Genomic DNA, 23,506 nt, shown 5'->3' with positions numbered 1-23,506 from the left:
TGAAAACTGATCTTCAGGAAATAATCAACTCGAAAACTGAAAAAGGAAACCTGGCAAAAATATGGAATTTTTGTAGCGAATTTACCCCGGAAGAAAATCGTCCTCAAAATGATAAATCATGGGAGGATTTTCTGAATGAAGGAGAAGGTGATCCGGTAAAAGGTCAGTTTGTTTTTCAGCAACAAAGAAACCAGTGCCAGACCTGCCATAAAGTAAATGGCTGGGGAGGGGATTTTGGTCCGGATTTATCACACATTGGAAGCAGTAAGACTAAGGAACAACTTATAAGGGCCATTCTGGAACCCTCAGCTGAGATTGCTCCGGAATGGCAGGGTTGGTTTGTGAAATCAGCTGATGGAAAAATGCACTACGGAAGGCAGATAGATGTGGGCTTCAAAAATGTAGAGTTAATGGGAAGTGATGGAGAGTTTGTGACTTACAAGGAACCATTGGATTATGGAATTACCCCCTCATCCCTAATGCCGGAAGGTTTGGAAAACAACCTCACTGCCAGGGAATTAAAAAATTTAATCGCTTATTTAACTGAATTGAAATAAATTACTACTGACTATGGACTCAAAAATTAACAGGCGTGCCTTTGTGAAAAATACATCCACAATGTTAGCCGGAATGGGGCTTGGCTTGGCTGCCCAGGGGAAATCTAATGAAAAAAATTCACTTGCCGATATTGATATATAATAGGCTCCACCAATTGAAGGACTGGATTTAGCCACCGAAATGGAAAGAATAAGAAAGATTTTCACGCCTTTTGAGAAGTGAAAAATGGAATTAATGGACTATAGCGGTAATGCTTAATAATAATTTCTTTTTAGTATTAGCAACAATGGAAGAAAGGTCCAGTTTTACACGCATTGTGTGGTTTAGGATGATGATTGTTAAGCCCAAAGCAAAACATATAGTAGCAGTAAAAAAATAAGCACAAAAACATTGCAACATTGATTATACTGGAATTAATTATGAATGGATTATTAAAATATAACTTAATGCTTTTCTCATTCATGGTAATTTTGACAGCCTGTTGTACTGAACAAAAAGTTGAGAATGTGAAGGAAAGGGTATTTGAGAAGCAAATACTTTCAACAGAGTTTTATGCTGAAGGAGTGGGTGTAGGGGATATCAATAGTGACCAAGTTCCCGATATTGTAGCAGGACCTTTCTGGTTTAAGGGACCTGACTTTACAGAAAAGATCAGCTTTTACAAGCCAAAACTATTTGATAAAAAAAAGGAATATTCCGATAATTTTTCTGTGGCTATCAGGGATGTAAACGAGGATAATAAAAATGACATTCTAATCATTGGATTTCCCGGAGAAGCAGCTTATTGGTACGAAAATCATGGACAGGATATGGGTTATTGGGAGAAACACCTTATTTACCCAAAGGTGGATAATGAATCTCCTACATTTTATGATTTGACAGGAGATGGGCGATTAGAACTCATTTTCCATACAAATGGATATTTGGGCTATGCAGTGCAGAATACCGATGCCCCTAATGAACCCTGGACTTTCCATGCCATTTCAAAGGACTGGGGTTGGCAAAAATTTAGCCATGGACTCGGTCTTGGCGATATCAACGATGATGGCAGGGTCGATATCATGAAAAACGAAGGGTGGTGGGAAAACCCTGGTAAAGACAAATTAAATAGCCAATGGACTTTCCACTCGGTTGACTTTGGACCGGGAGGTGCACAAATGTACGTGATGGACATTGATAAAGATGGGTTGAACGATGTGGTTACTACATTGGATGCACATGGGTGGGGTTTGGCCTGGTTTAAACAGGTGAGATCGGGTAATGTATTGACTTTTGAGCAGCAATTAATCATGGGTGAAAAGTTGAGTGACAACCCTTATGGCGTGCGCTTCTCCCAACCCCACGCCCTCAAACTAGAGGACATAGACAAAGATGGTGTCACCGATTTGGTTTCTGGTAAAAGGGTGTGGACCAGAGGACCTCAGGAAAGTTGGGAACCCGATGAACCTGCAGTAGTATACTGGTTTAAACTGACGTACAAGGCAGGAAACCCCCATTTTATACCCTATTTGATGGATGATGATTCGGGTGTTGGCGTAGATTTTTCTATTACCGACCTTGATAACAATAATTATCCAGATATCATTACCTGCAATAAAAATGGGGTTTTTGTTTTCAAAAACTTTGGTAAATCAACCAATTGAGAAAAGACTTGAAGTAGAAAACTTCACAGACTAAAAACAATGACAAACCTGCTATAAAGATTAATTGAGAATCCTATACACATTATATATAGTATTTACTGATAATTATTTTTCTATGTTGTACACCAGCGTTCTTCCTGAAATTTGCAACAGACCCGAATTAGGAGGGTAAATGCACCTATATAATACCACCGTAAATTTAAAATAATAAAAGTCTGAATTTATTTAGACTACTTAATAAAGTGGTTTGGCAGAAATGACTATCTTATAATTTGTAAACCTAAGTGGAACTCAGGTATCTAAATATGAAAATGAAGCACAAAGTATTTTACTTTCTTACAAGGTTAATACTTCTTTTACTTCTTTTGGGTAACCAAAATGTCTATTCACAAGAAGAAATAGCTTTTGAACACATCACATTAAAAGATGGCCTTTCTCAAAGTACGCCACTTTGCTTTTTACAGGATAGTTATGGGTTTATGTGGATTGGGACTTACAATGGGCTGAATAAATTTGATGGCTATAGTTTTGCCCACTTCATCCCTGTTGAAGGAGACACCAACAGTATTTCCCACCAGCAAATAAATGTGTTGTTTGAAGATTCAAAACAAAACCTTTGGATAGGCACAAATGGTGGAGGGCTTTGTTTATTTAATAGAAATGAAGAAAATTTTACCCGTTTCTTTAATAGCCCTGAAAACCCACTTAGCCTAAGCAATGACGATATAAGGGCTATTGCAGAAGATAAATGGGGCAATTTATGGATAGGCACAAATGGTGGAGGGCTTAACAAGGTAGTTATCCCAGAAAATGAAGGGGTTAATGGAGCTCTTTTTGAGAAGTACTCTGCTAATGGTGAGAGCCAAACACCCTTAGCCTCCAACCATATAAGGGCTATTACAAGGGATGCCGAAGGAAACCTTTGGGTAGGCTCCCTTTCCCCTAATAAAAGTGGCCTTACTAAAATTGTATTTAATGAATCAGGTGAAAACCCAGTGTTCAAAAACTTTTTTCATGAACCTGAAAACCCATATTCACTCTCCCATAATTTCGTCAAAACACTGTTTACAGATGAGAAATCAAATATTTGGGTAGGTACAGATGGTGGCGGTCTTAGCAAGTTTGACCAACAAAAGGAGGTATTTAAACAGTATTCTGTGAAAAAATATAAGGCTAAGGGGCTTACAAGCGACTTTGTATGGCATATTGCCAGTGCAGGTAAAAATAAGCTTTGGATTGGCACTAAAAGCAATGGCCTTTTACTCTTTGACATGATTGCTGAAACTTTCACCAGCTATACCAATAACCCAACTAACCCGGAAAGTTTGAGTGGAAACAGAGTTTCAGCACTTTATCAGGACAAAAACGGGATTTTATGGGTAGGGGTTAACAATGGGTTTATTAATAAGTCGGACTTGTCTACTAATAAGTTTAAAAGTGTTACCTCAGGTTATGCCTTTCCAAATAGTATTAGGAACAATAATGTATGGGCTTTTTTAGAAGATAGGCAAAAAAACCTTTGGGTTGGGACAGATGGGGGGATTACAGTAATCTCCAAGAATAAGAAAAAATACACTCACTACTATAAAGGAAAAGGTTTGTTAGATGATTATGTACGCAGGCTCCATTTAGACAAACAAGGTGACATTTGGGTAGGGACTATGAATGGTGTATCTAAATATTCTGCTGAAAAAGGTACTTTTAAACATTTTAATCTGAATGTAAATGTAAGTTGTATTAAACAAGACAAAGATGGAAATATTTGGATTGGTAGTTGGGGCAATGGTATTCTAAAATACCTTCCAGAAGCTGATACCTTTAAGGTATATACTTTTCAGCCACATGGTACTTATAAGGCAGAAAATAACCAGGTATGGATTATTCATTTCGATAAGCAGGGCAACCTTTGGGCAGGGGTTAAAAACCATGGTTTAATGCGGTTGAATACAGAAACAGGGGAGTTTTCTTCCTATACTAAAACAATTAAAGGTATACCTAGCCATAATATTTACAATGTTTATTTTATTTATGAAGATAGTAGGGAAAAGTTGTGGCTGGGTACAAATAGTGGGCTTTTTGAATTTACTGGAGCAGAAGGGAAAATTTGCTGTAATAGTGCTTACCATGTCCCCGGTTTAATAGCCTATGCCGGAATTTTAGAAGATAGTGAAGGATTTTTATGGGTGGGCACGAATACAGGGATTGCAAGGCTAGACCCCGAAACTAAAGCTTATACCTTATTTGGGATTGATGATGGGTTGCAAGGGAAAGAACTTAACAAGGGTGCGGTTTACAAAGATAGTAGAGGGAAACTCTATTTTGGGGGAAAAATGGGCTATAATTATTTTCACCCTAGGCAATTAAAAATTAACACAAATAAGCCCCCCGTAGTAATTACCGATTTTAAAATTAATAACCGGCCTGTAAAAAGTGGTGAAGGTTCTCCCTTAAATACCCACATCACTTTAACTAAAGAAATTGTATTGAACCACAAGCAAAACTCTTTTTCATTTGGGTTTGTGGCCATAAATTTCAGCAAAACACAGAATAACAAGTACGCTTGTAAGCTGGAAGGTTTTGATAAAGATTGGGTGGACTTCGGGAAAATGCGGGTGGCAAACTATACCAACATTGAAGAAGGTGAATACACATTTAGGGTAAAAGCGGCCAATAACGATGGTGTCTGGAATGAACAGGGTGCTGCAATTAAAATAATTGTCGAACCGCCTTTTTGGCGAACCTGGTGGTTTCGCCTAGGTTTATTTACTATTTGTGTATTAGCAGTGGTAAGTTGGAACAGAGCAAGGTTGTACAGCCTCCGCAAACAAAAGCAAAGGCTTGAAATTGAAGTAGAAAGACGGACAAAAGAAGTGATAGACCAGAAGAAAGACCTGGAAACAAAAAATAAAGCATTGCAATTTCAAAAGGAACAAATAGCCGAAATGTCTAAAAAAGTGCATGAGGCAGACCAAATGAAAATTAACTTTTTCACGAATATTTCCCATGAATTCCGGACTCCTGTCACTTTAATTTTAGGTCCTCTAAACGAGCTCTCTGAATCGGCCTTGCTCAAAAATAATGTATCCCACCAAAGGTTAATCAACATCATTGACAAAAATGCCCATCGCTTATTAAGGCTTGTCAATCAATTACTTGATTTGTCAAAAATAGAAAGTGGGCATACAACACTTGAGCTAAGTAAGGTAGATATCGTGAAAAAAATTAAAGAACTTTTTTCTTCTTTTGAATACCGGGCAAAGGCTAAAGATATAAGCTATCATTTCAATTCCCCTCGGGTTTCTTTTACAGGATATGCAGATTTTGACAAGCTTGAAAAAATTATTTACAACCTGCTTTCAAATGCTTTTAAGTTTACAATGGAAGGAGGGAAAGTATGCTTATCAATCAATTTTATCTTAAAAAGTGCTATTAACTATTTATCTGTAAAAGTAGAAGATAATGGAGAGGGAATTGCCCCTGAGCATTTAAATCTGATATTTAAGTCTTTTTATCAGGCAAGCTATGGTGACCAGCAAGGGGAGGGGAAAGGAACGGGCTTAGGCTTGGCTTTAGCTTACCAATTGACAAAACTACACCAGGGCAATATTTCTGTTGAAAGCCAACAAGGGATTCGTACAGAGTTTTTACTGGAAATCCCTATTTCAAAAAGTTTTTATGAAGATAAAGGGATTACAATAGTTGAAAATAATGGAAAGCTCAACAACAAAATGTATGATGGATTTGATGGTAAAACTGGAAACATAAGCCACAACCTGCCCTTTCAGCCTATAAACACAACAAAAATATTAATTGTAGAAGACAATCCGGATGTACAGGAATTCCTAAAACATTCTTTTGAAAAGGAATATACTGTCCTTCAGGCTTATGATGGGGAACAAGGCTTGGAAAAAGCTTTACAACACCTCCCTGATTTAGTGCTAACGGACATTATGATGCCCAGACTTGATGGCTTGGCTCTTTGTAAAAAACTAAAAGCGCATGAACAAACAAACCATATTCCCATATTAATGTTAACAGCCCAATCAGATGGGGAAAATGAGTTGCAAGGTTTACAAATCGGGGCAGACGATTATATCTCCAAACCTTTTAATATGCCTTTGCTTAAAGCAAGAGTAGATAACCTTATTTCTTCCCGGCAATTTTTAAAGCAAACCTTTATTGGAAATATGGGGCTTGGTAGCAAGAATGAAATAAGCTTTCCAGAAAATGAATTTATTGCCAAGGCTATGGCGGTAGTAGTGAAACATTTGGGCAACCAAACTTTTGATGCGGAAATTTTTGCAATAGAAATGGGTATGAGTCGTACGCAACTTTACAAAAAATTAAACCAGGCTACCAGTTTATCTGTAAACGTATTCACTAAAACAATACGCTTAAAAAATGCGGCTTTGTATTTAATTGAAACTGAAATGGACACTACCGAGATAGCCGTGAAAGTAGGGTTTAATTCTCGTAGGTATTTCAGTAAATGTTTTAAAGAAATGTATAACCTTTCCCCAACTGAATACAGAGAAACTATGCGAAAAAGCCTACATAAAGTCCCTTAGAAGTCGATTTTACTATAATAGGCAGAATTGGGACAATAGTTCCCCCCGTATTTTTCTTTCTCATTTAGCTTTAAAAACACTACCAAAATGGGTAGTGAGGTACAAGCGTTTTCAGTACCTTATTCTTAAACTAAATGTATAGTGAAAATGAAAAAACACCAATTTTTATCTATTAAATCCTTATTTGGGACAGTTGCTACAGCGGCTTTTTTACTGTTCGTTCAAATGGGCTTTTCTCAAAACCCAGTAAACCCAAATGCATCACCAGAAGCAAGGGCATTGTTACAATACCTTTATGATACAAAGGGACAAGGAATCATAACCGGGCAACACAATGAACAATCTGATCCAGATGGATGGGACAACCAGTTAAAATCAAGAAATGGTAATGTGGAACCAGCTTTATGGGGAAATGATTTCCGTTATGGTAGTAATGTACAGTATCGGCAACGGTGGATTGATGAGGCAATTGACCAATGGGAACAAAAAGGTAAAATCATCACCATTATGTACCATCAGGTACGCCCAATGGATTCTGAGACAAGTGGTTGGTCGAGTGTACAGGGAGAATTAAGCTATTCCGAGTTTGAAAACCTATTAACAGATGGCCACTGGATACACGAAGCCTGGGAAGATAAGATGGATGACATTGCCTATTATCTCCAACAATTGGAAGATGCCAATATACCTGTGTTATTCAGACCTTACCATGAAATGAATGGAGGTTGGTTTTGGTGGGGAGCAAAGTCTTCTGGGGACCAATATAAAAGGTTATTTCGGATGACCTATAATTACCTTACCAATACAAAGGGCCTTAATAACCTGTTATGGGTTTTAAACTTTGACGATACCAATAATAATTTGTCTGCTTACCATCCAGGAAATAATTATGTAGATGCTTTTGCTACAGATATTTATAATGCAAACTTTAGCCAGTCTCACTACAATGCCATGCAATCCATAGCCAATGGAAAGCCTATTGCCATTGGTGAAGTCGGTGACATGATTTCAATGAGCCAAATTGAATCGAACTATGGGGATTATGTATGGCTAATGGGCTGGCGTGAGCTTTTTGTAAATAATAATTCAAGTTCAACTTTAACCAGCATATTTAGCGATAATTATGCTATAAATGCCAATGATTTGCCTGATCTGAAAAACTACAATGGGGGAGGGGGAAATAATAACCCGGTACAAATTCCTGCTCAAATTGAAGCAGAAGATTACTCTAATATGAGTGGGATAGAAACACAGGGAACTTCTGACACAGGTGGTGGGTTAAACGTTGGTTATTTCGATCCGGGAGACTGGGTGGAGTACCTGGTTGATGCCCAAAGCTCGAATACCTATGAAGTGAAGTTCAGGGTAGCCACTTCAAGGACTGGAGCTCAATTACGTATTGCCTCTAATGGAAATACTTTAAAAACTGTAGATATACCTAATACTGGTGGTTGGCAAACATGGGTTACTATTTCCACCACGGTCTCTCTAAATGCCGGGGAGCAAACCATCCGGCTAACTGCTGTTACCGAAAACTCTAATATTAACTGGCTGGATTTTTCAATTGACCAAGGTGGTGGAGGCGGAGGAAGTATCCCCTGGTGCGCACCTAGCGATTTTTCAATTTCAGGAAGCAATACCACCACATGGTCGTCTGGCACCATAGATATTTCTGGAAGTCCTGTGGACATAAACATGGACATACTGGCTTCTGGCAGTTTAGATGCTGGGGGGGATTTTGGTGACTATCTCAATATTTACTACAAAGTAAACGGTGGAAGTAACCAAACTATCGAAGAAATATCAGGACCTAGCTCGGTAACTTCTGCCAGTGTTACAGGGATTACAGGAAGTACTTTGGAAATAATTATTCAAGCAAGAACTACGGCTCCTGATGAATTGTACGAGGTAAACAATTTATGTGTAACAGCCGGAAGTGGAGGTACTGATGATGTGCCTTTCTGTGCCCCAACTAATTATGCTATAAGCGGCAATGCTACTACCATTTGGACTTCCGGAGTTATTGATATTTCAGCAACTTCTTCTGTAGACATAAGCATGGATGTGTTGGCAACTGGTGATTTGGATGCTACAGGAGACTTCGTTGATTACCTCAATATTTACTACAAGGTAGATGGAGGCAGCAACCAAGTGATTGAAGAAATAGTAGGTCCTAGTTCCATTACTTCTGCAGGAGCTTCCAACATTTCGGGGAACACTTTGGAAATCATCATTGAAGGTCATACCACTGGACCACAAGAAGTATATGAAGTGAGTAATGTCTGTGTAAATGCTAGTGGGAATACAAGGAAAGCAAAAAAAGGAGAGCCACTGAAAAGTTTGAACAACGAATTGAACATTAAGGAAATATCTGTCTATCCTAATCCTGTTAAGCATGATTTAACCGTTATTCTTCCTTCGGAAAATACAGGGGTTTATGCTATTGGGTTATTTGACCTTTCGGGCAGAAAAGTATTGGATCAAATAGTGCGTAAAACTGAAAATAATGAACAACCAATCATTCTATCTTTAGGGAGCCTAGATAGCGGATTATATATCCTAAAGGTGAAAAGCAGTGATAATCAGGGAAATATTTCAAGAAAAATAATGAAAGTTGATTAATGCTAAACTAACTTACTGAATAAAACCTCCTTTAGTGAATAGGTATAAACCTTATGCTGAAGGAGGATTATTTTTGATCCTTTAAGTGAAAAATACACACAATTACAAAAAAACAAAACTTTCCGATATGCAGAAAATATTACCAGAATTTTCTAATTTGGGGTAATACTTAATTTTTTTAATAGGTAAATATGAAACTTGAAGCGGATTTTCAAAACCAGAAAAATGGAGGGAAATCAGTAAAAATGATTATCCAGAAAAATTTCCCTCAATTCCAGAAACTAACAGATAAAGAAATTTGGCAGAAACTTCAAAATGGAGATGATAATGCCTTGTGTTATATTTACAGGGTGTATGCAAATCATTTATATCAGTTTGGTTGCCAGCTTACACACAACAAAGAAATTGTAAAAGATTGTATTCAGGATTTGTTTATTTTACTTAGAAAAAGGTCCTTTCACTTGGGAAATGTCATATCTATCAAATCTTATCTATATAAGTCCCTTTACCGAGCCATTTTAAAAGCAAAGGCAAATCACAAATTCATTAGTTTAAACCAAAATGAAGACTTTTCCATAAATATTTCCACAGAAACGTCCATAATAGAAGGTGAGCTATGGAGGGAAAAAGTAAAGGTGGTGGAAAAGGAAATGAATCTGTTAAATCAAAAGCAAAAACAGGCCATTACCCATTTTTTCTACAATGGATTTAACTATGAGGAAATTGCCTATATTATGGACCTCTCCAGTAAGGATGCTTCCAGAATGTTAATTAACCGAGGTTTAAAAGCAATTAGAAAAAACCTTTCAAAGTATAAAAATCTCCTTTTACCTATAGGGCTGCTTACTTTATTTTCCCAGTTTCAAATTTTATTTTAAAAAAAAAACAAAAATTTCGTTCACTTTCAATAATTCGCCCCTCTTTTAATATAAAGGTCGAAATAAAGCCTTTTTGGATTATTGAAAATGAAATATTCAGCATACAATACAATAGACTTTTTGGAGGATAGCCTATTTTTAAAATGGGTAAGAGATCATGATCCTGAAGCCAGAGATTTCTGGGAAAAATGGTTGAGAAATCACCCTCATAAGAAAGCCGTCCTCATGGAAGCGAAGCATATTGCCCAACATATTCAACCTTCCAGTATTTATAAACTAAATGAAAAAGAATATGTAGATATTCTGGAAAATGTCCTTAAGGAATCAATCGGAGGACCTGAGTATCCGATAGAGGAAACGAAAAAAAATGGGAATTTCTTTTGGAAAATAGCTGCAGTCCTGATCCCATTGTTTATTGCAGGTGGGTTTTATATTTACTCCTTGGAACATTCTGATAAAATTAATCCACCAAAAACTTCGGCTATTGTAGAAAAGATTTACCCCAAGGGGAAAAAGGCTACGCTTACATTAAAAGATAAAACCAGGGTAAATATTAATGCTGGGAGTAAAATTGAATTTCCTGAAAATTTTAATGAGAACCCTACCAGAGAGGTTTATTTGGAAGGAGAAGCCTTTTTTGACGTAGCTAAAAACCCGGCAAAACCTTTTATCATTACCACAGCCGAAATTAAAACCAGGGTATTGGGAACTTCATTCAATATCAAAGCCAATCCAAGCGACAAAATTATTGATATTACAGTAGTAACCGGTAAAGTATCGGTATATGATGAACAGGGAAATCATATTATCCTGAAGCCATTCGAAAAGGTGAGTTATAATAAAGTTACCAAGGAAATTGAGAAGAGAACATGTGACAATTTAGAAAGAATTATTGGCTGGAAGGAAGGATGGTTAATTTTTGAAAAGGCTACTTTTTCTGAAATTTTTTTGGTGCTTGAAAATTGGTATGGCGTAGAAATAAAGTCGGAAAAAGGGTGGAAAAATGATGGGATTTACAGTGGGAAATTTAAGAATGAAACACTTGAGAAAGTTTTAGAAGGAATTGCTTATACCTCCAATTTTGATTTTGAAGTAAAAGAAAACATAGTGTACATCAAATGATTAAAAGATTATGAGAAAAATAAAACCATACTCAGATCCATAGAAAAAGCCAGTTTCTTAAAACATAGCATAAGAAACTGGCCCAAATTTACTCACCAATAACTTTCCAAACTTTGGTCGGTGCAGAAAAGCCATTTGGTGAACCAGTTGATAGAAACATATTTACCAACCTAAACCATAAAAATATGAAATTGAAATCATTACGGCAAATTATCATTATGTCTAGTCATCTGATGCTTTTTATTTTTTTGCAATCTCTATTAGGGGGATTATTACATGCAGAAAATGGCCTGAGCCAAAGCAAGAAAATGGAGGAAATTTATATGTCCATCCATGTGGAGAATCAATCCTTAAAAGAAATCTTTGGCAAAATTCAGTCTGAAACAGGACTTGAATTTACCTACAATCATAAAATTGTAGATGACCATGAGCAGATTTCTTTAAAGTTTAAAAAAGAATCCCTTTTTGAAATCCTTACTCACATCGCCCGGGTAAAACAATTAAAATTTAAACGGATTAATAATAATATCCATGTAAACCTCAATCAACCAGTTTTTTCTGATAATAAGCTAATAGAGGAAGAAATTCTTCAAGTATTGGTGAAAGGAAAAGTTTTGTCTGGGGAAGATGGAGAACCTTTACCTGGTGTGAGTATTTTAATAAAAGGGACAGCTAATGGAACTACCACTGACTTGGATGGAAATTTTAGCCTAAATACACCCGAAGATGCCATCTTGCAATTCAGTTATATAGGCTTTCAGATACAGGAAGTTGCTGTAAACAATCAATCAACCATTAATGTAACTTTAAATCCTGATTTAGAACAGTTGGAAGAAGTGGTTGTTGTGGGGTATGGCACACAGGAAAAGAAAGATTTAACTGGAGCCATTACCTCGGTTAAACCAAAAGATATTCGAAATGTGCCAGTGTCCAATGCCGATGCTTTGTTGCAGGGAAAAGCTGCTGGTGTGCAGGTAGTTCAAAACTCTGGTACACCCGGTGCTGAAGTTTTCGTAAGGGTGAGGGGATCAGGATCATTATTAGGTGAAAGCCGTCCGCTTTATGTAATAGATGGTGTTCCCATGAATAATATTTCAGGAACATTTTTGGATGCTGGAGGGCAAAGAACCTCAGCCCTTTCGGATATTAACCCTAATGATATTGAATCTATTGAAATTCTGAAAGATGCTTCAGCAACTGCCATTTATGGATCAAGAGGTTCTAATGGTGTAGTTTTAATCACTACAAAAAGAGGAAAAGAAGGAAGGTCAAAATTTGCTTTTGATGCTTACCACGGTGTGCAAGAAGTCTGGAAAACGCTTGATGTCCTGAATGGACAACAATATATTGATCTGATTCGGGAATCAAGAAATAACAGGGCTGCATTAAATCCAAGTTTTGATCCTTTAGCCCCCCCTTACGATCAGTTGGAAGTGACCGGGATCAATACCGATTGGCAGGATGCAGTGTTTAGAAAGGCACCTATTTCCAGTTATAATCTTTCCGTTTCAGGAGGAGGTGAAAAAACGCAAAGTTTTGTTTCAATGGGTTATTTCAGACAGCAAGGAACAATCATTGGGCAGGATTTTAACCGGTTCAATGGTAGGGTAAACCTGGATCATCAGGCCAGTGAAAAGTTAAAAATAGGAACTAGCATTACTTATAGTTATTCAAATAGAGACAGGGTTGCCAACGATTTCAGTAGCAATTCAATTTTAGCCTTGGCTTTGTTGAAAAACCCTAACCTTCCTGTTTATAATCCTGATGGTAGTTATTCTGTAGATCCTCTGAGAATTAACAATCCGGTAATGCTTGCCAATGAAATTTACTTTAAAAGTATTCAGAAAAGGTTTATTGGAAATGTTTATGCAGAATACAAAATTGCAGATGGGTTAACTTTCAGGTCAAACTTTGGTATGGATAATATCTCTGATAGACAAGACAGGTATGAGCCAAGCTTCGTGATTGATGACAATGGTGTAGCCGAAGCTCAGGCTGTATCTTATGAAGAGTTTGTCTGGTTAAATGAAAATACCCTCACCTATAATACAACAATTGGTTCAAATCATAATGTCACAGCTTTAGCAGGTCTTAGTTTTCAGGAATCCAGACAAACTTCTCTACAGGCTGGTGGCCTTAATGCCGGATCGGATATTGTTCCAACCCTTAATGCTATTTCTGACCCTACCAACCCCAACCATTACATTACCAATTGGGGATTGCTGTCTTACTTCGGTAGGTTAAACTATGATTATAATAACAAATACATTGCATCAGCCTCTTTTCGTGTGGATGGATCTTCTCGATTTGGAGAAAATAAGCGATATGGATTTTTCCCTTCAGTTTCTGTAGGATGGAGAATTTCAGAAGAAGCATTTCTTCAGGATTTTGGGCTAATTGATGATATGAAGCTTAGAGCTAGTTTTGGTATCACCGGTAATCAGGAAGGATTTACCAGCAATTTCCCTTCACTTCCTTTGTATAATACTGGAGGAAACTATTCTAACTCAGAACCAGGGATTTATCAGGGGAGTATAGGAAACCCCAATTTGAGCTGGGAATCCACCGAACAGACAAATATAGGAATGGATGTAGCATTTTTTGAAGGAAGATTATCCACTTCAGTAGATGCTTATATCAAAAATACCAAGGATTTAATTTTTGTGAAAGATTTGCCATGGACTTCAGGATTCTGGAGTATTCCTGCCGTAAACCTTGGTGATTTGCAGAACAAGGGAATTGAATTTATACTGTCTTCCAGAAACTTTGTAGGTGCTTTTCAGTGGACTACTGATTTTAATATTTCATTCAATCGCAATAAAATTACCTATTTGCCAAATGATGATCCTACTTCACCTTATGGCTCTGATTATTTTATCCAGATGCCTGGTGCATTTGGAGCTAATGGCCCTACCAGTATTTATAGAGTAGGCGAACCTGTTGGTAGCTTTTATGCATTTGTTTACCAAGGCGTATATCCCACTGATGCAGACGTGCCTGAAAATTTACAGGACAAGGAAGTGAAAGGAGGAGATTCCAAATTTTGGGATACTGATGGTGATGGTTTCCTAAACAGGGGAATTGACAGGAGAATTGTGGGTAATGCGCTTCCATTGCATACAGGAGGATTTACCAACACTTTTTCCTACAAAGGTATTGACCTAAGTATTTTTTTGAACTGGTCGTATGGAAATGACATCTACAACATGACAGGAGCAGTATTAGAAGATATGTCAGATGATTATAACCAAAGCACAAAGGTGCTTAGAAGGTGGAAAAATCAGGGAGATATTACTGATGTTCCTAAGGCTATTTATGGTACATCTTCGGTAAGTGGAGCCAGCAATAATGAAAGTTCCAGCCGATTTATTGAAGATGGTTCATTTTTACGAATTAAAAACGTGACACTGGGTTATAGTTTCCCACAGCACCTTATAGAAAAGGTTAAACTATCCTCTGCCAGAATTTATGTGGCAGCTCAGAACTTAGTGACTATCACTAATTATTCCGGCTATGATCCTGAAAACCAAAACCTTTCAGGATCGGGTTCTGCTCCGAGTTTGGGTGTTGATTACCTTACTCAACCTCAACCAAGAACTTATATGATGGGAATTAATCTGAATTTTTAAGGAAAACCTTCAACCTCTAATTTAAGATATTATGAAAAAAATAATAAAAAATATAGTGGCGGGGATTCTGGGTGCAATGCTTTTGAACGCATGTGTACTTGAGCAGGAACCCATAAGCCAGATCACAAAAGATAATTTTTATAGAAATGCAAATGATGCTGAGGCGGCTATAAATGCCTGTTATGATGGGCTTCAAAGCTATAGAGCAAACCATTATACGCTACTTTCAACCGGGGTAATGTCTGATGAAATGATTGCAACCCGTGGCGGCAACTTTACAAGACATCAAAATTTTGAACCTAACCTGGATCAGGGCAATGTTGGAGATATATGGAGAGGTGGTTTTTTTGGTATAAACCGATGCAATGATGTGATGGAGAATGTGCCTGGAATCACAGATGGAGCGTTGGACAAAGATCGAATTTTGGGAGAAGCGTATTTTATCAGGGCGTTTTTATATTATGATTTGCACATGTTATATGGTAATTTACCAATTATTACTGAGGAAAATAGAACTATTGAGACAGTTACCAGTATTACCCGTTCACCTGTGGCAGAGGTGCAGGCTTTTATCATAGAAGACCTGATGAAATCTGAATCGATGTTGGGTGAGGCTTCTGAAAATAAAACCAGACTCAATAAATGGGCTGCTAAAAGTTTATTGGCAAAGGTTTACCTTACCAGAAGGGAGTCTGGAGATTTCGAAAAAGCCGCTGATTTAACCAATGAAATTATCCAAAATGGTGGCTATAGTCTTTTACCTGCCGAAGTATTGGGAAATCTTTTCCAGGCTGGAAAACAGGGAACTGAAGAAACTATTTTTGAAATCTACTTTGATGGTATTGCTATGAATGGGAATGGTATCAGCAATCAGACCGTTCCTGGTGGGACATATAGAGTGCTTCCTGAACAGCCAATCATTGATCTGTATGAAGCTGAAAATGATACAGTAAGAGGAAAAGTTGCCATTGATTCTACTGAGCTTGGTGAAATTTTTATTAATAAATATGTTCAGGTTGATGGAGATGATCCAAACATTGTAGTGTTTAGACTGGCAGATATTATTTTGCTTAGGGCAGAAGCTTTAAATGAATTGGGTCAAACAAACGAAGCCAAAGTTTTAGTAAATCAGATTAGAGAAAGGGCATTACTTCCTCCCACTACAGCAACTTCTCAGGAAGAATTGAGAGATGCTATCGCCAAAGAACGATCATTGGAATTATCCTTTGAAAACCAGCGATGGTATGATTTGAGAAGAACTGGTAAAGCAGTAAGTACGATCCCGGAACTCACCACACCAGACAGAGAAATATGGCCTGTGCCACTGAGAGAGGTTCAACTAAACGGAAATTTGGGTCAGAACCCAAGTTATGAAGGAGAAGGATAAATTTTACCTTCATGAATAAAAGCCTGGTTGTCCTGCCAGGCTTTTCATTTTCCCTTTTCCTATTTGCCCAATATCATCATTTAAGTCCATTGCTTTATTTCAATTTTTATCCTCCCCATTTCAAAAAAAGAAGATCAAGTTTAAGCAAATTAACATATTAAAAATATCCAATTTCTTAAATAATTATACTTAAAAATATGTCAGAATTTATTACCCACATCGCAGTGATGGAAGATTGTGCGCATTTGGCCATCATTTCCGATAAGATTACCACACCTTTTAAGAAGGTATTAAAAAATAATATTGAAGCGGCCCGGCTGGGTTCGGCTTCTCGAGGAAACCATGTTTTTTCAGGACCGCTTTTGGAAAAGTATCGGGATGCCTGGGACACTCGAAAACCGGAAGACAGATTAGAGGAAAAACTGGCTTTTGTGTTAGGGTGGGTAGCCCACCGTGCTGCGGATACTTACTTTAAGCCACGTTACAAAATTATTGATAAAGACAGATCAAAACGGCCACAGGATATCCGCATTTATCATGATTTTATTACCTTCGATGAGACATATAAAAAGGGTACCCTTCCTCCTCTTTCCCCATCTACCATGGATAGCCATTTGGAATCTCACCCGGCAGCCAGTGCTGTTGATACGGAAATGGTTGAGCCACTTTTTGGCAGCATGTATCAAAATGCTTTTATTCAGTTGAAAACTTATAACCAGAAGGATGAAGGGCTGGAGACCTGGTTCAAAAAAACTTTTGATGCCCATCAGGATTATTATGTGGACATCCAGCGGTATGCCAAAGGATATGCTCATCCGGATCCAAAAAAAGTAAAGCAGTTTTTTGAAGAACCAAATTTTTACAATCCTAAAGACCCTATTATTCAGCTGGTGAGGGCTTTACAGGATGGAAAAAAATCTGATATTGATTTGGAAGAAGCAGCTACGCTTAATGAACAAAGTCAGTATGCTGAATCGCTGCAGAAATGCTATCGTTTCTTTAAATCTGCCAGTAATTTATTTACTGAGGATATCACCAGAAAACAATTCGAATTGCAATTTGAAAATGATTATTATGTGCGGTTTGATGGAATATTAAAAAAATAAATTCTATTAAACTGAATAGTTATCCTTCATTTTCACATTAATCCAGAAAAATCTCATGACAAATTATAATAGAAGAAAATTCATACAAAAGTCGGCTGTAGTGGGTAGTGCACTTCCATTTTTGAGCAGTTTTACCACCCTGCTGAATAGCCCTTCGTCCACCTATTTTTCCCAAAAAGGAATTTCAGAAAGAATTACCCCTGTTGCACTTATTTTTGATGCAGTAAACATTTCCAAGATAACTGGAATGCTTCCAGATGTGACCAGCAATGCATTAAATGAATTTCCTGATATTGCAGGAATTGGAGGAACATTTCCTGAAAGTAAAGAGCATATTGAGCAATTGTTTGGGATGATTAAGGAACAGCCATTAAATCAAAAAGAAATGGAGCAATTCCAAAAATTAACCGCTTTTGCCATTGGTTGGACTTTACATTTTTCCCTTGTAAAGGATTTAAAAACGCTCCATTCATCAGATTCACCACAGAATGAATTGGGTATGACAACCACAGCATTATACCGCGATGTGGCGATTCTGAAAGCTTTTTCAGAAAGAGGAAAGTCAACCAAATCTAAAGTTTCAGAAGAAGATCTGGCCAACCTGTTCGATACTTTTTGGCCAAGATCATTAATCAAAATCCATACACTAAAACCGGATATGGAAGATGCAGATACCTGGATTACCAATTTGATAGATTTCACCAATAAAGATGATGTGATTTTGAAAAAATATGCCCAGATTTACCTCAATCCTGAGCAGAAATTGCAGAAGCAGTTTGTAGAAAAAGCGAATTTTTACAATTCGGAAGATGGCATAATTTCCCTGGCTGCAAAGGTGCAAAAAGGAAATGAAATTAAAGTAGAGGATATAAATAGCAGCTTAAAAGTTAAGCCAAAGTCCCAATATGGAAAGTCTCTGCAGTTGGGATTGTTAGCTGTTCAAAAAGTAGCGGAATGCCAGGCTGGTAAAATATCTACCTCAGATTTGATGAAAAGCTTAGGGATATAGTTAATCTTACTTGTTTAAATGGAATCAGGAGTTTATTAAGCTTAGAACAATATTTTAAATATCACTAAAAATTTAAATTCAATGAAATATCCTTATTTATTACTAATATTTCTTACACTTTCATTTTCAGGAAACTCACAACAATACCTCAATCACCAGTTGAGATTGGAACCGGTTTGGTCAAGAGTTGCCGATGCTTTGGGAGAGCCGGGGTCTGTAGAAAGTGTAGAGTTTTCTGTAGATGGGAAATACATGGTAAGTGGCACCAAATACGATAATTCTGTGATTATGTGGAGAACCTCTGATGGGGCAGAACTCTGGAGAAGATATGCCGAAGAGGAGGTAGAAAGGGTAGGTTTTTCTGCCGATGGAAAATATGTAGCGGCTTGTAGTGAAGATTATCTGGTGACTATTTATGAGGCAAAAACCGGAGAGGTTTATAAAGCCCTAAAACACTCGAAGGGAATTGATGGTCTTACCTGGTCGCACAAAGGAAGTTTACTGGTAAGCGGTGAAGAAAAGAATATAATAGATGATAAAACCACGGAAGGCTGGATTCGTGTATTTGATGTGGCTCAGGGGGCAAAAGAGATTAAAACCATCAATTTTGGCAATACGGTAAATGAGTTATTTTTCACTGAAGACGATCAGTTTTTGTTGGCTGTTGGTCATGGAGCAGTGAAAGTTTACAAAGTAGAAGACTGGTCGCTGGTGCAGACTTTAAAGCCCGATTATTTCACCATTTTTACCAGTGGTGTTTTTTCTCCTGATGGGAAATATGTATTTGCCGTAGGGCAGGGGGGAACTTCCCGAGGGAACTGCTATTTATGGGAAAGGGAATCGGGAAAATTAGTGAAAACATTCAACCACACTGGTAAGAAAATAGAGTCAGTATCCTGGCACCCAAACGGGCAATATATTGCTCATGCCGGTCATGATCCCTACATTTATGTTTACAGATTTAAGGATATTTTGGAATATTCCAATGACCATATTCCAGTGGCTCATAAAGTCTGGGCAGGGGACAATGCCGAATACATTGATTTCAATACTGATGGAAGCTTTTTATCAAGTGCCCACCAAAATGGGTTGATAAAGCTGTGGGTTTGGATGAGTGAGGATCCTGCAATGAATGCTAAAAGGCACAGATGGGTATCTGAAACACAGACAGATGCTAAGAATTAGGAATTTAAGCTAAAAAATATGTTGGAAGAGAATATACTAAGTCTGTGTTCCTTTCCAGCTTTCTTTCTATTTTTCCTCAATATTCATAAAATTTAAAAATGGCACAATTAATAGTTTCTCAAAACAAACTTCAATCCTATACTGATATTTACACCAAAGAAGCTTTCCAGGCTTTGGAGGTGATGTGCCATTTGAATAAAGAACAAAAACAATTGATGGAGAAGCGGAATAAGCGAAGGTTTCAACGAACTGCGAATAACCTATCTATTGATTTTTTAGGTGAAATTGAGCGTATTGGGGATTTAAAGGAAACCGCTGGGCAAATCCGTAAAGGGGAGTTTGATTGCTCGGAAATTCCTGATGACCTGAAAAGACAGTGGATTCAGGGAACTGGTCCAGCTGCCAAACCGAATGCAGAGTTGAAGTCCAGTATTCGAAATGTAGCTTATGCTTTACTTTCCGGGGCAGATGGATGGATGTTTGATGGAGAAGATGCACTTGGCCAAATTAATACCATGTCTCTGGACAATCAGCGCAATCTCAAACTTGCCATTGCCCGCGATTCGGTATTCCTTAAAGCAGCGGAGAAAGTGAGTCAGGAAATGAATAGTTGGGCAGAAGATTTTTTAGGTAGAAAAATCATAGAAGACTGGAAAAAACAGCTTGATTTTACCACTATAATTTTCCGAACCCGTGGTTTGCACTTGGATGACCGCCACATTACCACAGCAGATGGGCAGTCTTTCTCAGCTTCTCTTACCGATACCACTTTGTATGTGGTCAATAACTATAAGCAGTTACAGGAAAAGGGAGCTTCTATTGTACTTTATCTTCCTAAAATTCAAACAGCTGAAGAAGCCTCTTTTTGGAATAAAATATTGGTTACCCTTGAAAAGCATTTGGGGCTTTCGGTTGGAAGCATTAAGGTTTATGTGTTGGTAGAACAATTGGAAGCCACTTACCAATTGCTGGAAATCCGAGCCGCTTTGGGTGTACACTTTGTTGGGTTTAATACAGGCAGGTGGGATTACATCAATAGTGTTTCAGATGCGATGTGTGGGGATAAAAAGTTTATTAATCCTAACATAGAGGATATTACCATGACTTATGCCTACATGGCTGCTTATGAAGACCGGGTTCGCAAAGTGGTTAATATACCTGATAGAAATGGGAATTTTAGTCTTTGGCAGGGTGGAATGGAACCCAATATACCTGTGGGATCTGAAGAAGGTGTTAAAGCAAGTATGGAAAAAGCCCTGAAAGGAGCAAAACGGGAACAGGCCGCTGGGGCTTCAGGAAAATGGGTGGCTCATTGGAAAATGGTACATATTATCAGACCAGTATGGGAAAAAGTAGGGGAACAAAATCAGTTGGGTAAAAATTTTGATGTACCCACTTATACAGCTGCAGACAAAGAGGCTCTGGTAAACCTTGAGCCAGCTGCAACCACAATTAGAGGTGGACGGAATTTATTAAGCGTAGCCCTTCAGTACGGAAATGCATTTCTTCAGGGTTTTCAGGCAGCAGCACTTAAGCCGGCAGATTTTTTTGGAAATGATAATGTGCTTTACCTCATGGAAGATATGGCAACTGGTGAAATCCGTTTAAGTGTGCTTTGGGAATGGATTCATAAAGGTGCTAAATTAACCGAAGAGGATAAAGCCACAGGTGTAGCCACAGGAGATACTTTTACTCTTGAATTATTTGAGCAACTTTTAGAAGAAGAATATTCAAAACTTCTTAAAGCTAATCCTAAAGATGTGCATGAAGATTCTAAAACTACCTCTTTACCAATTGCATTGCTCATTGTAAAAACTTATGTGAAATCTACAGTAAAATGTCCCTGGTATATCGATTTATTAAATCTGAATTTAAATAATTCGGATTTGGAATTGGCAAAAGAAAGGGTAGATCAGTATTTCCGTGATTTTAAGGCTACTGGAAACAGAATTACTCAAAATTTGGATAACAATTGAGTATTTTGTTGCAATCTCCCAAACAGCAATGCCTTATGATTCTGAGAAGAGAATATTCCCAGGGTCTTCGGGATCAAAAGTAGATGCCTGCCACATTTCAATCTGATTGTTAGTCATTGCGGGATAATAATTACAACCTACCTGCCAGGGTTGTTTTTTATACCAGTTATTCGCCTTTTTGGCAGACCATTACCAAGAACTAGATTTTCTAAATTTATTTCGGATTGAACTGATGATAGGAATGAAAATAATGAGAAGAAGGGAATCAATAGAAGTTGTTTCATTTTACTAGTCAATAAAGTTTTGCAAGGGTACTTTTTTTGGGAAATATCTCACAAGGCGGAAATTTTAGCCTGGCTTTCTATTTCATTTGACTAATTCAGAGTAACCTTGAATATCCGCTGAGAATAGAGAGGAATATTGCGAAAGAAAAAATTCTTTTCTGAAGAAGGTATTTTCATCAAAGAGGTAACCAGTCCTTTGTGAAGTTAGAGAGAATAATGCTTGGATATTCTTTTTAAAACCAATTCAAATACTTTAACTTTTTTTTGTAAAAAATTTATTACTAATTGAAAATGAAAATTAAACGAAGAAAATTTTTGTCATCTCTTGGGATGGTAGGTTTGGGGAGTTATATGCCAGGTATGGTGAATGCTTCTGTGCCAAATTTGCATGATAAAACGGGTATTAAAATCTCCGATGTAAAAACCTTTAGGGTAGATCGGGGAATTTTTGTAAAACTAGAAACTGACGCAGGATATGCAGGTTGGGGGGAATCCAGTCCGAATAGCACTGAAATAATTGAATCTTTTATTCACAACCTGCTTAAGAAGGAGGTCATTGGAAGAGACCCTTTTGATGTGGAACCAATTTGGGATGAATTATTTTGGAAAAGCCATGATTTGGGACCTGCAGGTGCATTACCATATGCCATTGCCGGCATTGATTTGGCACTCTGGGATTTAAAAGGAAAAATCCTTAAGCAGCCCGTATATAATTTGCTAGGAGGAAGTTTTAGAAAGGAGATGAAGGTATATGGTGGATTTGGGGTTTTGGGAGGGAAAGTACCTTTAGAGCAGGCCATCAAACGGGCGGTAAACTTGGCTGAAAAAGGTTTCACTATTGTTAAACTAAGGATGCAAATAAGAGAAAATAATCTAAATCCTATTCCAGATCCCACTTTAAAATACTATACTGCCATTCGAAAGGAATTGCCGGATTCTGTAGAATTATTTGTTGATCCCAATGAGGGATATACCGCTTCAAGAGCCATTCAGATAGGGAAAGAATTACAACAACTCGGTATGAAATTTTATGAAAGCCCCTGTCCACTAGAAAATCATAAAGATACTGCTGCTGTGGTAGAAGCGATGGATATCCCTGTATTGGCAGGTGAAAAATGTTATACCCGATGGCAATTTCGGGATTTAATACTTCAGGCGAACCCCGATGTCATTCAACCTGATTTAATTAAATCAGGAGGAATAACAGAAGTAAAAAAAGTAGCAGCATTAGGTCAAACTTTTTTTAAAACACTTGCCCCACATAATACTAAACCCACTTTGGGAACGGCAGCCGCCATGCATTTATTAGCTTCAATTTCAAATGCCGGTCCATTTATTGAATTTATTGAAACAGAACTTTATGGAGAAGTAATGAGTGTTTTTGACACCCTTGTGGAATTTAAAAATGGTAAGTTAATTGTTCCTCAGGCAAATGGTCTGGGAATTGAAATTAATGAAAAAAAGCTTAAAACAATCGCCAGATAGTCTAAATTTTCAAAATGAGGAAAAAGGCCTTAGGAAAATTTCGTTTTATTATTC

The 23,506-nt window shown here is 37.5% G+C and carries 14 protein-coding genes; all 14 read left to right on the top strand.

Annotation, left to right across the window (positions count from 1 at the left end):
• A partial coding sequence (locus A3EM_RS0126560; protein WP_026210616.1) for a c-type cytochrome occupies nt 1-557 on the top strand: 557 nt, incomplete at its 5' end.
• A 13-nt stretch (nt 558-570) separates the two neighbouring features.
• Nucleotides 571-699, top strand: coding sequence for a twin-arginine translocation signal domain-containing protein (locus A3EM_RS47745; protein WP_157638104.1), 129 nt, complete (start codon nt 571-573; stop codon nt 697-699).
• A gap of 305 nt (nt 700-1,004) precedes the next feature.
• Nucleotides 1,005-2,201, top strand: a complete 1,197-nt coding sequence (locus A3EM_RS0126550; RefSeq protein WP_026210615.1) for an FG-GAP repeat domain-containing protein — start codon at nt 1,005-1,007, stop codon at nt 2,199-2,201.
• A 311-nt stretch (nt 2,202-2,512) separates the two neighbouring features.
• Entirely contained in the window at nt 2,513-6,769 is a 4,257-nt protein-coding gene (locus A3EM_RS0126545) for a two-component regulator propeller domain-containing protein (RefSeq protein WP_169513408.1), read from the top strand.
• A gap of 147 nt (nt 6,770-6,916) precedes the next feature.
• Nucleotides 6,917-9,391 (top strand): glycosyl hydrolase, encoded by a 2,475-nt coding sequence (locus tag A3EM_RS46315; protein ID WP_020531279.1) that lies wholly within the window; start codon nt 6,917-6,919, stop codon nt 9,389-9,391.
• A gap of 191 nt (nt 9,392-9,582) precedes the next feature.
• The gene (locus A3EM_RS0126535; protein ID WP_020531278.1) at nt 9,583-10,269 is read left to right on the top strand and encodes an RNA polymerase sigma factor; all 687 of its coding nucleotides are present in this window, start codon (nt 9,583-9,585) and stop codon (nt 10,267-10,269) included.
• An 87-nt stretch (nt 10,270-10,356) separates the two neighbouring features.
• Complete coding sequence (locus tag A3EM_RS0126530; RefSeq protein ID WP_020531277.1) at nt 10,357-11,391, top strand: FecR family protein; 1,035 nt, start codon at nt 10,357-10,359, stop codon at nt 11,389-11,391.
• Nucleotides 11,392-11,576: 185 nt separating this feature from the next.
• On the top strand, nt 11,577-15,020 hold the full coding sequence (locus A3EM_RS0126525; RefSeq protein ID WP_245576560.1) for a SusC/RagA family TonB-linked outer membrane protein: 3,444 nt from the start codon (nt 11,577-11,579) through the stop codon (nt 15,018-15,020).
• Nucleotides 15,021-15,051: 31 nt separating this feature from the next.
• Nucleotides 15,052-16,407, top strand: a complete 1,356-nt coding sequence (locus tag A3EM_RS0126520) for a RagB/SusD family nutrient uptake outer membrane protein (protein ID WP_020531275.1) — start codon at nt 15,052-15,054, stop codon at nt 16,405-16,407.
• Nucleotides 16,408-16,604: 197 nt separating this feature from the next.
• Nucleotides 16,605-17,513, top strand: coding sequence for a hypothetical protein (locus tag A3EM_RS0126510; protein ID WP_020531274.1), 909 nt, complete (start codon nt 16,605-16,607; stop codon nt 17,511-17,513).
• 55 nt (nt 17,514-17,568) lie between these two features.
• A complete protein-coding gene (locus A3EM_RS0126505; protein ID WP_020531273.1) occupies nt 17,569-18,522 on the top strand; it encodes an MCP four helix bundle domain-containing protein in 954 nt (317 codons plus the stop codon).
• An 81-nt stretch (nt 18,523-18,603) separates the two neighbouring features.
• Entirely contained in the window at nt 18,604-19,707 is a 1,104-nt protein-coding gene (locus A3EM_RS0126500; protein ID WP_020531272.1) for a WD40 repeat domain-containing protein, read from the top strand.
• Between the two features lie 98 nt (nt 19,708-19,805).
• Nucleotides 19,806-21,683 (top strand): aldolase/citrate lyase/malate synthase family protein, encoded by a 1,878-nt coding sequence (locus A3EM_RS0126495; protein ID WP_020531271.1) that lies wholly within the window; start codon nt 19,806-19,808, stop codon nt 21,681-21,683.
• Between the two features lie 575 nt (nt 21,684-22,258).
• Entirely contained in the window at nt 22,259-23,452 is a 1,194-nt protein-coding gene (locus A3EM_RS0126490) for a mandelate racemase/muconate lactonizing enzyme family protein (RefSeq protein ID WP_020531270.1), read from the top strand.
• Nucleotides 23,453-23,506 lie beyond the last annotated feature (54 nt).

This window comes from Flexithrix dorotheae DSM 6795, from assembly GCF_000379765.1.
Taxonomy (GTDB): Bacteria; Bacteroidota; Bacteroidia; order Cytophagales; family Flammeovirgaceae; genus Flexithrix; species Flexithrix dorotheae.
This window is presented reverse-complemented; position numbering and strand designations above follow the sequence as displayed.